This is a genomic window from Massilia eurypsychrophila (assembly GCF_002760655.1).
In the GTDB taxonomy this organism is placed as follows: Bacteria; Pseudomonadota; Gammaproteobacteria; order Burkholderiales; family Burkholderiaceae_D; genus JAFCUW01.
Genome location: NZ_PDOC01000004.1, coordinates 142,226 through 154,991 on the forward strand (window position 1 = coordinate 142,226; position 12,766 = coordinate 154,991).

Sequence of the window (12,766 nt, forward strand, 5' to 3'; positions counted from 1 at the left end):
CCCGCCGGCAGATGCAAAACGGGGCGGCCTGGCCGCCCCGTTTTCGTTGCCCCCTTTACTGCTGCCTTTACTCCTTCAATGCCGCCGCCAGCGCAGCGACCTTGCCGGGGTTGGCGCCGACCGCTTTCACCAGACGGTTGCCGTAGTCGGCGTCGGCCTTCCAGAAGTGCGACAGCATCGTATCGAGACTGTCGACGTTCTTGACCGCCTTCAGGTCGCCCGACAGGTTGGCAATCAGGTCGTCGCGTTCCTGCGCGCTCAGCGAGCGGTAGAACTCGCCGGCCTGGCGGAAGTTCAGCGTCTTGGCGATGCGCGCCTGCTGGGTAGTGCCGGTCAGTGGCAAGTTGCTGCTGCGTGCCCGCGGGTCTTCCTTGAGCGGCGCCAGGCGGCTCGGCTCGTAGTTCACCAGGCCTTTGCGGTTACCGGTGCTCGCCGCACCGTCGATGTGATTGTTGTTCACGGCCACCAGCGGCTTGTTGATCGACAGCGACTGGAAGTTCGCGCCGAGGCGGTGGTGCTGGGTGTCGACGTAAGAGAACAGACGGCCCTGCAGCATGCGGTCTTCCGACGCTTCGATGCCCGGCACCAGGTTACCCGGCGCCATCGCGACCTGCTCGGTCGCCTCGAAGAAGTTTTCCGGCACCTTGTTAAGCACCATCGTGCCGACCTTGCGCTCGGGGATGCCCGGCCAGATCTTGGTCGCGTCGAGCGGATCGAAATCGAACTTGCCGAGGTCCTCCAGCTTGAGCACCTGCACCGTCAGGTCCCACTGCGGGAACTTGCCGGCATTGATCGCGCCGTACAGGTCGACGGTGGCGTGGCTGGTGTTCTTGCCCTGGATGGCCGGGATCTCCTGCGGGCGCAGGTTGCGCTCTCCCTGGCGCGAATTCCACGCGAATTTGGCGTACACGTAGTCGCCGCGAGCGTTGACGAGCTTCAAAGCATGCACGCTGCTGCCGTTCATTTCGCGGTAGGTCGCCGGCGTGCCGTAGTTCGAATACACGCGGGTGAGCATGTGGGTCGCCTCCGGTACGTGCGAGAAGAAATCGAAGACGCGCTCGGGCTCCTGCACGTTCGAGATCGGCGACGGTTTCAGCGCATGAATCATGTCCGGGAATTTAATGGCGTCGCGGATGAAGAAGATCGGCAGGTTGTTACCGACCAGGTCCCAGTTGCCTTCCTGGGTATAGAACTTGGTAGCGAAGCCGCGCGGGTCACGCGTGGTCTCGGCGCCGGAGCGGCTCGGGATCACGGTCGAGAAACGCACGAAGACCGGCGTTTTGGTGTTCTTGGCAAAGAGCTTCGCTTTGGACAAATCCGACAGGTCGTCGGTGACGGTAAATTCGCCATGGGCGCCCGTGCCGGTCGCGTGCACCACGCGCTCCGGAATGCGTTCGCGGTCAAAGCGCTGCAGCTTTTGCACCAAATGCACGTCTTGCAGCAGGGTCGGGCCGCCGGGACCGGCCGTCTGGCTGTTCTGGTTGTCGCCAACAGGGGCGCCATTATCTTTGGTAAGCGTTTGGGTCTGGGCCGGCGCCTGGGCCAGCACATCCTGCGAGAGGGCGATGACGCCGGAAGCCAGCGTTAAGGCGCAAGTGGTAAAGCGGCCGATGGCGTGCAATGACACATTCATAGTTATTCCCTATCTAAGTTTCTGATTGAATAGCTATCCTATCCGCCGGGTTTGCATACGGGAAATTAATTATCACTATGCAATTAATAGGTTTTGTCCATGCGGAAGCAAAATTGGCCGCTTTTACTCCGTTGAAATGAAGAGCAAGGCTTAAAGCACCGGTGCCCTTTTTTACCCCCAACGCGTGCGCCACAATGCCTAAAAGAACATCGCGCCCAATCGCCTCCTCCCTGTTCTACAGCAGAGTCCGAGACACCTGCGCCGATACTGTTAAGGCTGCTTCGCACGTGCCGGCGATCTGTACCATTGACCAGCAGCATGTGCGTTCACCGATGTCTGAACCGGAGAATGCAATGGCACGCTTTGGGGTGGAAGGGATACGATATTTCAATCATGCACGCGCGGCCGGCGTCAGTACCGCCGGCGACCTGACGTACACGTTCAACCGCGCGAACGGCATCGACGGCAAGCTGCGCTCGGCCGGCCACGCGCGCGCGTTCTACTGGTCCAATACGAATGCCTGGGAAACCGACATCCGCGACGCCGACAAGGGCGGCGACGATGTCAACTGGGTCGACGACGTCGACCTGTTCTGGATCGAGACGCACGGCAACCACGAGGCCGACGGCCGCGCGCGCCTGCTGTACGACACGGCGCAGACCAACTGGCGCACGTTCTCGGACCAGTGGCAGCTGGGCGAAAACTGGAACGCCGAATGGGTGATGGCGTATTCGCGTGACACGGTCGACCTGAACCGCGTCACCGGCCTGTGGAACATCTTTGCGCGCCTGCACATCTACTGCGACGCGTGGGGCACGATGTGGGACGGCACCACCACAGATGAATGCGGCGAGGACGTCGGCGACAGCCTGATCCACGGCGACTCCGTCAGCCACGCCTGGCACGACGGCGTGTCCGACTGGTGGGTCGAGAATCACCCGATCACCGTGTGCGTCGGCGATGCTGCGACCTGGAACAAGGGCAACATCCGCTGGGACCGCAGCACCTTGAACCGCGATCATTTCTGGGGCCACGGCAGCGTCGATCCGGATCGCGCACCTGCCCAGCAGGCCTGCATCTTGTGGTATTGGACGGAGGGTTGAACCATGGACGCACAACTTTTGATACAAGGCCTGATGGCCGACGCCGTCGACATCCCCGCCACTGCCGACATCATCGCGGTCCAGCAGTTTTCGCTCGACGAGCTCAAGTCGCGCACCCGCCACCTGCTGGCCAGTGTCGCGGCCACGCGCGAGGACGACTGCGCCAGCGGCCACGGCGACTGGGTGTCGACCGACGCGCAGACCGTGGTGCGCCTGGCGCAAGGCGCGCGCGCTAGGCTGTACCACGCGTCCGGCGCGATGCAATACGTCTCGGCGCTGGCGCCGCTGCAGTCGCTGTTCAAGGAGGTTGCCGACAAGGAGACGCTGACGCGCCAGGTCAATGAAGTGGCCAGGAAGCTCAACATCGCCGAATGGGCGGGCGACCAGGGCAGCATCGCGTTCGAGCGCCTGTGGCAGATGAAGGCGCAAGGCGCCGACCCTGCCGGCAAGGTCTCTGAGCCGGTCCTGAGCCGCATCGTCGGCGCGTACCGCCACTCGGTGGCCGGCATTCCGGTGCTCGGGGCCGCGTCGGTGGCGCTGCGGCTGGTGCGCCATAAGCTCGAGCGGCAAGCTTACGTGCTGGCGGTGCAGACAACCGAAAAGACCTACCTGCCGATCTGTTCGCGCGGTGACGACGGGCTGGCCACCGGCACGCGAGGACGCTGCTAGCAACGCGCCAAAATCGGGAACGACGAGCTAAACTGACGCACATTGCAACGTCGTTCCCGCGCAGGCGAATCGCCTGCCATGCCAGCCCGGTGAAGACCAGTGCTGGAAATCGTGCCCTACACGGCCAAAAAATCGAGCAGCGTCAGTGCCACCACCTTGGTCGCCTTGCGCAAGTCGTCCAGCGCCAGCTTCTCGTCGGCCTTCTTCGCGTTCGACTCCGGCACCGTGCGCGGTCCGGCGCCGTACAGCACCGCCGGTATCCCGTGCTCGCCGTACAGGCGTGCGTCCGCATACAGCGGCGTGCCTTGCGCGGTGATCTCCTCGCCCATCACCTGCCGGCCGTTCTTCTGCAGGCTCGCCACCAGCTTCTCGGAACCCTCCAGCGGCCGCAACGCGTGCGACAGCAGCAGGCGCCGGATCTCGACGCGGATGCCCGGCACGCCGCGCACCGCATCCTCGATCAGCGCGCGCACCTGCGCTTCCACCGCCACCGGATCCTCTTCGGGAATCATGCGGCGGTCCATCTTCAGCACCACTTTGCCCGGCACGACGTTGGTGTTGGTGCCGCCGTCGATGCGTCCCACCAGCATGGTCGGCGAATCGATGCCCGCCACTTTCGACTTGATCTTCTTCAGTTCAGGCAGCTGGCCGTAGATCGCATTCAGGATGCGCGTGGCCGCCTGCAAGGCATCGACGCCGGTCTCCGGCATCGCGCCATGGCCTGACTTGCCGTGCACCGTCACTTCCAGCTGCAGGCAGGCATTGTGGGCGGTGACGATGTTGTAGCTGAAGCCGGCCGCGATGACAAAATCCGGCCTGGTCAGCTTTTGCTCGAGCAGCCAGCCAGGGCCGAGCAGCCCGCCGAATTCCTCGTCGTACGTGAAGTGCAGCTCGACCCCGCCCTTCAGCGCGACACCTGCCGCCTCAAGCGCGCGCACGGCAAAGATGAAGGTCGCAAAATCGCACTTCGATACCGCCGCCGCGCGCCCGTAGATGAAGCCGTCCTCGATGACGCCGCCGTATGGTGGCCTGGTCCAGCCTTCGCCTGGCGGCACCACGTCGCCGTGCGCGTTGAGCGCGATGGTCGGCCCGCCCGCCTGGTAAGGCCGGCGCACGATCAGGTTGGTGATGCTCTCCATGCCGTAGTCGCGCACCGCTTGTGCCGGCACCGCGTGCTTCTCGGCGCTCCAGCCGAAACCGGCGACCATGTCGGCCACCGCGTCGGCGTGCGGTGCGTTGTTGCCCGGCGGGGTATCGGTTGGAATCGCGATGACCCGCTGCAGGAAGGCGACTTCCTCGTCGAAATGGGCGTCGATCCAGCTGGTGAGCTTTTCTTGGGTTTGCATGTGAGTCCTTATTTGGCGCCGGCTTCGAACCAGGCGCCGACCTGCGCGCGTTCGGCGTCCGTCATGTTGGTCAGGTTCGCGATCGGCATCGCCTTCAGTTGCACTGTCTGCTGGTAGACCTTCGCCGCATTCTGCCGCACCAGGTCAGGCGTGTGCAGCATGATGCCGGCCGGCGCCGCCGCAAAGCCAGGCTGGGTCGGATGGTCGGAGTGGCATGACACGCAGCGCTGCGTGACGATCGCCTGCACCTGGGCGAACGACACCGCCGGCGCCACCACCGGCGCCTTCGGCGCGATCGCCACCGCCAGCGCCAGCAGCACCGCCACGCCGGCAACCGGATAGCGCCACTCCGTGCGGCCGCGGTGGCGCAGGTTGAAGAAGTGGCGAATCAACACGCCGGCCGCCATCATTGCCGCCAGCACCGCCCACGCGTGCTGATGGCGGTAGGTCATCGCGTAGTGGTTGCTGATCATGATGAACAGCACCGGCAAGGTGAAGTAGTTGTTGTGGACGCTGCGCTGTTTGGCGCGCTGGCCGTGGATCGGATCGGGTTTGCCGCCGGCCGCCATCGCCGCCACCATCTTGCGCTGGCCGGGAATGATCAGCATCAGCACATTGGCCACCATGATGGTGCCGATCATCGCGCCGACGTGGATGTAGGCGGCGCGCCCGCTCAGGTAGTTACTCAGCACCCATGCGCTCAGCACCAGGAAGGCGAACATGACTACGCCGAACGCGAGGTCGTGCTGGCCCAGCTTCGAGCGGCACAGCAGGTCGTAGACCGTCCACCCGACGACAAGGCTGCCGATGCCGATGCCGACCGCCTGCCAGGTCGACAGGTCGGCCACCGCTTTGTCGATCATCATCGCCTGCGCGTTGAAGTAGTAGGCGATGGTCAGCAGCGCGAAGCCGGACAGCCAGGTGGCGTAAGCCTCCCATTTGAACCAGTGCAGTTCCTTCGGCAGTTCGCTTGGGGCCACCAGGTATTTTTGCGGATTGTAGAAGCCGCCGCCGTGCACCGCCCACAGTTCGCCCGACACACCCTTCTTCGCCAGCTCGGACCCTGGCGCCGGCGGGCGGATCGTGTTGTCCAGCCAGACGAAGTAGAACGACGCGCCGATCCAGGCGATGCCGGTGATGACGTGCAGCCAGCGCAGCAGTAAATTGAACCAGTCCAGCGCGTACGGGATCAGATAGTCGAAAACTTCCATGGGGTTCCTAGGTGCGGGCGCAGCAGACGCAGCGGCGCCAGTGTACGAAGATAGCCTGATTCGCTGCCGATGACATGAAAAATCAAGTATATTCGACATATTCGTTTTCATATACTCAACATGGCCAGCCTCCCCGTCCACCTCGACCTGCACCTGATCCGCATCCTGTACCTGCTGCTGGTCGAAAAAAACGTCTCGCGGGTGGCGCTCAAGCTCAATCAGCCGCAGCCCTCGATCTCGGCGTCGCTGCGCAAGCTGCGCGAGCTGACCGGCGACCCGCTGCTGGTGCGCGGCGCGCGCGGCATGGTGCCGACCCAGCACGGCGAGAGCTTGCTCAAGCCGGCCAAGCGCATCCTCGACGAAACCGAGAGCCTGTTCATCAAGAAGTCGCCGTTCGTGCCGCAGGAAGAAGCGCGCACCTTCCGCATCGCCGCGCCCGACTACCTCGACAGCCAATTCCTGCCCAACGTGGTGGCGGCGCTGCGGCGCGGCTCGCCCAACAGCCGCGTGGTGATCCACAGCCTCGGCGCCGGCATCGACTACACGCGCATGCTGTCCGACGGCGACATGGACCTGGTGATCGCCAACTGGGACGAGCCGCCGGCGCACCTGCACATTTCGAAGCTGTTCGAAGACCCGATCGTGTGCACCATGCGCGCCGACTGCCCGTACGCCAAGCGCACCGCCAGCGACGCCATGACGGTGGAAGACTACCTGGCGCTGCCGCACGTGGCGCCGTCGCAGATGGTGCCGGGGAACCTGGGCGTGATCGACGCCTTCCTCGAACGCCAGGGCATGGCCCGCAACGTCGCGGTGGAGTCGCCCTACTTCGGCCTGATTCCGTACATGCTGACGCAAACGGACCTGGTGCTCACCACCGGCCGCCAGTTCATGCGTTATTACGAAAAGACGCTGCCGCTCAAGAGCTTTGCCGTGCCGGTCAAGTTCCCGCCGATGCGCTTCTACCAGTTGTGGCACGAGCGCGTGCACCAGGCGCCTGAGCACAAGTGGCTGCGCGACCAGGTCAGCGCCGCGGCGCGGGCATTGCCGAAGTAAGCTTGTCATCACACTATCCATAGCAGACAATATCGCCATGACGACACTATCGGAATTGAACTGCTGCCGCGAAGCCGACTTCGCCGACGCGCTGCACGGCATCTACGAACACTCGCGCTGGATCCCGCAACGCGCCGCGCACAAGCGCCCATTCGCCACCGTCGCCGCGCTCAAGCTGGCGCTGCAGGATGCGGTCGCCGCGGCCACCGAAGACGAGCAGCTTGGCCTGATCCGCGCCCACCCCGAACTGGCCGGCAAGGCGGCGATCGCCGGTGAGCTGACGCCCGAATCGGCCAGCGAGCAGGCAAAGTCCGGACTGAACCTGTGCAGCGCGGAAGAATACGCGACCCTGCACCGGCTCAACGCCGACTACAACATGAAGTTCAGCTTCCCCTTCATCCTCGCGGTGAAGGGTGCGGACGGCCGCGGCCTGCCGCGCCAGGCCATCATCGACACCTTCACGCGACGGCTTAAAAACCAGCGCGCTGGCGAGATGGCCGAGTGCCTGCGCCAGATCCACCGCATCGCCGAACTGCGCCTCAACGACCTGCTGCACGTGCAGCTCGATTTCGGTCCGGCGGTGATGTACTGGTCGGAAGTGATCGGCGCCTGGAGCGATGCCGAGGACGGCCTGACCTGTTCCTACATGACGCCGGCCCACCAGCGCACCGCCGGCCAGCTGGCCGAATGGATGCGCGAGGCCGGCATGGAAGCGCACATCGACGCGGTCGGCAACGTGGTCGGCCGTTATGCCTGCGGGCGGCCGGGCGCCAAAACGCTGATCACCGGCTCGCACTACGACACCGTGCGCGACGGCGGCAAGTACGACGGCCGGCTTGGCATCCTGCTGCCGCTGGCGATCGTGCGCCACCTGCGCCAGCACGGCGAGCGGCTGCCGTTCGACCTCGAGATCATCGGTTTCGCCGAAGAGGAAGGGGTGCGCTTCAAGAGCACTTTCCTCGGCAGTAACGCCGTCGCCGGGCAGTTCGACATGGCGCAGCTCGATGCGGTCGATGCCGACGGCGTCACGATGCGCGCGGCGCTGGCCGACGCGGGGCACGATGTCGGCGCGATTGCCGCCATTGCGCGCAATCCGGCGGACGTGCTGGGGTTTGTCGAGGTGCATATCGAGCAGGGCCCGGTGCTGCTCGAGCACGGCCTTGCGGTTGGCGTGGTCACCGCCATTGCCGGCAGCTCGCGCTACCTGGTGGACCTGACCGGCCTGGCCAGCCATGCCGGCACCACGCCGATGCACATGCGCCAGGACGCTGCCGCGGCAGCCGCCGAAATCGTGCTCATGGTCGAGCGCCGCTGCGGCCAGGCCGCTTCGTTGGTTGGCACGGTGGGCCAGCTGCAGGTACCGAATGGGTCGGTGAACGTGATTCCGGGCCACTGCAATCTGTCGCTCGACATCCGCGCGGCCGACGACGCTGTACGGCTGGCGGCGGTGGCGGACGTCCTCGATGCGATCGCGCAAATCTGCGCGCGGCGCCAGGTGCAGTCGAGCATTCGGCAGGTAGTGTCGGCATCGGCGGCGCCTTGTGCGCCCTGGCTGATGGACCAGCTGGGCGCCGCGGTCGGACGGGCCGGCCTGCCGCGCTTCGACCTGCCGTCAGGCGCCGGCCACGACGCGATGGCGATGGCGAAGATGACGGATGTGGCGATGCTGTTTACGCGCTGCGGCAACGGCGGCATCAGCCATAACCGGCTCGAGACGATGACGGCCGATGACGCCGATGTAGCGGCGCGCGTGCTGCTCGACTTCTTCCGCAATTTCAAGCCGCGCGAAGCAGCCGGGGTCTGACGGGGACGCCAGTCCCCAGGCACAGACCCCGACAAGTTACGGCGTGAGCACAACCTTCCTGCAGTTGTCCTCTTTTTTGTCGAACATCTTGTAGGCCTCGGCAGCCTGCTCGAGCTTCATGCGATGCGAGATGATCGCGTTCGGATGCAGCTTGCCCTCCTCGATCGCCTTCAGCAGTTCCGGCATGTGCTTCTGCACGTGCGTCTGGCCGGCCTTGATGCCGATGCCCTTCTCGAAGATGTCGCCGAACAGGAAGCCGTGGATGAAGCCCGCGTACACACCAGGGACGCTGATCATGCCGCCGCGCCGCACCGCCGCGATGCACTGGCGCAGCGCCTTGCCGCTGCTGCCTTCGAGCTTCAGGTCGGTCAGCACCGTCTCGATCTTGCTGCCTTTGGCCTCGAAGCCGACGGCGTCGATCACGCCATCGACGCCGCGTCCGTCGGTGGCCTGCAGGATGAATTCGGCGGCGTCGCCATCATCGAAATTGAACGGCACCACGCCATAGGTTTCGGTGGCGAAGTCGAGCCGGTACTTGTGATGGTCGACCATGAAGATGCGGTCGATTCCCATCATCTTGGCGCTGGCCGCCGCCATCTGGCCGACCGGCCCGGCGCCAAAAATGGCCAGCGAGCCGCCCTTGGTGACGCCGGTGTTGAGCACTGCCTGGTAACCGGTCGGCAGGATATCGGAGAGGAACAGCACCTGTTCATCGGCCAGGTTGGTCGGGATCTTGATCGGGCCGACGTTCGCCTTTGGCACCCGCACATACTCCGCCTGCCCGCCCGGCACGCCACCGTACAGGTGGCTGAAGCCAAACAGCGCGGCGCCGGAACGCAGGCTCTTCTTGTTCATGATCGAACCGCGATCCGGATTGGTCGTCTCGCAGGCCGAGTACAGATCCATGTCGCAGAAAAAGCAGCTGCCGCACGCAATCACGAACGGCACCACCACGCGGTCGCCTTTTTGCAGCGCGGTCACTTTTGGTCCGGCGTCGACCACTTCACCCATGAATTCGTGGCCGAGAATGTCGCCACTCTTCATGGCCGGGATTTTGCCGCGGTACATGTGCAAGTCCGAGCCGCAGATGGCCGTCGCGGTAATCTTCAGGATGACGTCATCCTGCTCTTGCAATATTGGATCGGGGACAGTATCGACTTTAACTTCGTGGCTGCCATGGTAAGTGAGCGCTCGCATTGCTTTCTCCTGATGTGGTTGCCCGGTGTTCTATGCGGGATGTATGGCAAGCCTAGCAATATTGTCACGCGCATCTTGTCAGCGGATCACTGTTGTGGCGGTAGGTATTTGCCTACAGTGGAATGACAGGCAGGAGGCACTATCGCGGTGCACTACCGCGCCCTGGTGGTGCGCGTCGCATTTGCAGGCGAGAAAACGGCACTGAATCGCCGCACTGGAATGGCACGTTTTTTGCTCAGCGTTAATGCACGGGCGAATAACCGCACGATTTCAGGGAGTTTTAGTAATGAACAGTCACACAAATGGGGCAGACGCGCTCTTCATCATGCTCGGCGGCATAATGATCCTGGCGATGCACGCCGGCTTCGCATTCCTCGAACTGGGCACCGTCCGCAAGAAAAACCAGGTCAATGCGCTGGTCAAGATCCTGGTCGATTTCGCCATCTCGACGATCGCCTACTTCTTCGTCGGCTACAGCATCGCCTACGGCATCAACTTCTTCGGCGCGACCGAGACGCTGATCGAAAAGAACGGCTATGAACTGGTCAAGTTCTTCTTCCTGCTGACGTTTGCCGCCGCGATTCCGGCCATCGTCTCGGGCGGCATCGCCGAACGGGCCAAGTTTTACCCGCAGCTGATGGCCACCGCGCTGCTGGTCGGGATCATCTATCCGCTGTTCGAGGGGATCGCGTGGAATCACCGCTTCGGCGTGCAGGCCGCGTTGCAGTCATGGTTCGGCCACCAGTTCCACGACTTCGCCGGCTCGGTCGTCGTCCACGCGGTCGGCGGCTGGGTGGCGCTGCCGGCGATCCTGCTGCTTGGCGCGCGGCGCGGGCGCTATCACAAGGACGGCGGCATGGCCGCGCATCCGCCGTCGAGCATTCCGTTCCTGGCGCTTGGCGCGTGGATCCTGACCATCGGCTGGTTCGGCTTCAACGTGATGAGCGCCCAGACGCTCGACAAGATGAATGGCCTGGTCGCCGTCAATTCGCTCATGGCGCTGGTCGGCGGCACCCTCACCGCGCTGGTGATGGGCCGGAACGACCCGGGATTTGTCTACAACGGCCCGCTGGCAGGCCTGGTGGCGATCTGCGCGGGCTCGGACCTGATGCATCCGCTCGGTGCGCTGGCCACCGGCGCCGTCGCCGGCGTGATTTTTGTGGCGATGTTCACGTGGACGCAAAACAAGTGGAAGATCGACGACGTGCTGGGCGTGTGGCCGCTGCACGGCCTGTGCGGCGCGTGGGGTGGCATCGCTGCCGGAATCTTCGGCAGCAAGGCGCTGGGCGGGCTTGGCGGCGTGTCGTTCTTGTCGCAGCTGGCCGGCACCGTGCTGGGGATTGTGATCGCCTCCGTGGGCGGGTTGGCCGTGTATGGGTTGCTGAAGGCGACGGTCGGCTTGCGCCTCGACCCGGAGGACGAGTTCGATGGCGCCGACCTGTCCGTCCACAAGATCAGCGCAACGCCGGAATAACAGTTCTCACCACACTGGCTAGCTGGCGACGACCTTTGCTCGCTCCAGCATCGCGTGCAGCAGCACGTTGCAGCCGGCTTCCAGGTGATCCGACTTCGCATCCTCGATCTCGTTGTGGCTGATGCCGTCCTTGCACGGCACGAAGATCATCCCGGCCGGCGCCAGCCGCGCGGCGTAGATGGCGTCGTGGCCGGCGCCGGAGACGACATCCATCGTCGAGTAGCCGAGCTTTTCGGTCGCCGCCCGCACCGCGCCGACGCAATCGGGATGGAACGGACAAGGCGGATAGTACGACACGCGCTCGATGCTGACCGCAAGGCCGCTTTCCGCGCGCGTCTTGTCGATAAACGCCAGCATCTCGTCGTGCATGGTGCCCAGCAGCTCGTCGCTCACGTTGCGCAGGTCGATGCTGAATTTGACTTCGCCGGGAATCACGTTGCGGCTGTTCGGGAACAGCTGCACCATGCCGACCGTGCCACGTCCGTATGGCGGATAGCGGTTCGCGATCTGCACCACTTCCTGCATGATTCGCGTCGATACCTGCAGCGCGTCCTTGCGCAGCGCCATCGGCGTGGGACCGGCGTGCGCCTCCATGCCGGTCACCACGCAGTCGTACCACGACAGGCCCATCACCGCGGGCACAACGCCGATCACCTTGTCGGCGTCTTCCAGCACCGGGCCCTGCTCGATATGCGTCTCGAAATAGGCGCCGATCGGATGCTGGCCCGGCACCTGGTCGCCCATGTAGCCGATGCGCGCCAGCTCGTCCCTGACCGTCTTGCCTTCGGTGTCCTTGGCGGCGTACGCAGTCTCGAGGCTGAACGCGCCGCAGAAAACGCCCGAGCCCATCATCACCGGCACGAAGCGAGAGCCCTCCTCGTTGGTCCAGAATGCCACTTCGATCGGCGCCTCGGTGGTGATGTTCAGGTCGTTCAGCGTGCGCACCACTTCCAGGCCGGCCAGCACGCCGTAGTTGCCGTCGAATTTTCCGCCGGTCGGCTGCGTGTCGATATGGCTGCCCGTGACGATCGGCGCCAGCGCCGGGTTGCTGCCTTCGCGGCGCATGAACACATTGCCGATCTGGTCGACGGTGATCGACAGGCCCGCTTCGCGCGCCCAGCCCACCACCAGGTCACGCCCCTGCCGCTCGAGGTCAGTGAGCGCCAGGCGCTTGACGCCGCCCTTCGGCGTGGCGCCAATCTTTGCCAGTTCCATCAGCGACGCCCACAGGCGCCCACCATCGATTCGCAGTTCGTTCATTGTGCTCTCCATG

The 12,766-nt window shown here is 64.4% G+C and carries 10 protein-coding genes; 5 read left to right on the forward strand and 5 right to left on the reverse strand.

Features of this window, described 5'->3' with window-relative positions; all coding sequences use genetic code 11:
• Positions 1 to 67: 67 nt before the first annotated feature.
• Positions 68 to 1,633, reverse strand: a complete 1,566-nt coding sequence (locus tag CR105_RS08615; RefSeq protein WP_099788034.1) for a catalase — start codon at positions 1,631 to 1,633, stop codon at positions 68 to 70.
• Positions 1,634 to 1,986: 353 nt separating this feature from the next.
• Between CR105_RS08615 and CR105_RS08620 the strand changes: the two genes are divergently transcribed.
• Both CR105_RS08620 and CR105_RS08625 read left to right on the forward strand, forming a co-directional pair.
• Entirely contained in the window at positions 1,987 to 2,736 is a 750-nt protein-coding gene (locus CR105_RS08620; protein ID WP_099788035.1) for a DUF6345 domain-containing protein, read from the forward strand.
• Between the two features lie 3 nt (positions 2,737 to 2,739).
• Positions 2,740 to 3,405, forward strand: a complete 666-nt coding sequence (locus tag CR105_RS08625) for a hypothetical protein (RefSeq protein WP_131021667.1) — start codon at positions 2,740 to 2,742, stop codon at positions 3,403 to 3,405.
• A gap of 116 nt (positions 3,406 to 3,521) precedes the next feature.
• On the opposite strand, the gene CR105_RS08630 is transcribed toward CR105_RS08625, so the two are convergent.
• Both CR105_RS08630 and CR105_RS08635 read right to left on the reverse strand, forming a co-directional pair.
• Positions 3,522 to 4,751 (reverse strand): M20/M25/M40 family metallo-hydrolase, encoded by a 1,230-nt coding sequence (locus CR105_RS08630; protein WP_099788037.1) that lies wholly within the window; start codon positions 4,749 to 4,751, stop codon positions 3,522 to 3,524.
• 8 nt (positions 4,752 to 4,759) lie between these two features.
• The gene (locus tag CR105_RS08635) at positions 4,760 to 5,962 is read right to left on the reverse strand and encodes a urate hydroxylase PuuD (RefSeq protein WP_099788038.1); all 1,203 of its coding nucleotides are present in this window, start codon (positions 5,960 to 5,962) and stop codon (positions 4,760 to 4,762) included.
• A gap of 120 nt (positions 5,963 to 6,082) precedes the next feature.
• Here CR105_RS08635 and CR105_RS08640 point away from each other — a divergent pair, with 120 nt between their 5' ends.
• A complete protein-coding gene (locus tag CR105_RS08640) occupies positions 6,083 to 7,018 on the forward strand; it encodes a LysR substrate-binding domain-containing protein (RefSeq protein ID WP_099788039.1) in 936 nt (311 codons plus the stop codon).
• A gap of 37 nt (positions 7,019 to 7,055) precedes the next feature.
• On the forward strand, positions 7,056 to 8,822 hold the full coding sequence (locus tag CR105_RS08645; RefSeq protein ID WP_099788040.1) for an allantoate amidohydrolase: 1,767 nt from the start codon (positions 7,056 to 7,058) through the stop codon (positions 8,820 to 8,822).
• A gap of 36 nt (positions 8,823 to 8,858) precedes the next feature.
• Here the strand turns inward: CR105_RS08645 and CR105_RS08650 are convergent, their stop codons facing one another.
• Positions 8,859 to 10,019: a zinc-dependent alcohol dehydrogenase gene (locus CR105_RS08650; protein WP_099788041.1), complete on the reverse strand. Its 1,161-nt coding sequence runs from the start codon at positions 10,017 to 10,019 to the stop codon at positions 8,859 to 8,861.
• Between the two features lie 286 nt (positions 10,020 to 10,305).
• On the opposite strand from CR105_RS08650, the gene CR105_RS08655 reads away from it, so the two are divergent.
• Complete coding sequence (locus CR105_RS08655) at positions 10,306 to 11,493, forward strand: ammonium transporter (protein WP_099788042.1); 1,188 nt, start codon at positions 10,306 to 10,308, stop codon at positions 11,491 to 11,493.
• An 18-nt stretch (positions 11,494 to 11,511) separates the two neighbouring features.
• Here CR105_RS08655 and CR105_RS08660 read toward each other — a convergent pair whose 3' ends face one another.
• The gene (locus CR105_RS08660; protein ID WP_180288139.1) at positions 11,512 to 12,753 is read right to left on the reverse strand and encodes a Zn-dependent hydrolase; all 1,242 of its coding nucleotides are present in this window, start codon (positions 12,751 to 12,753) and stop codon (positions 11,512 to 11,514) included.
• Positions 12,754 to 12,766 lie beyond the last annotated feature (13 nt).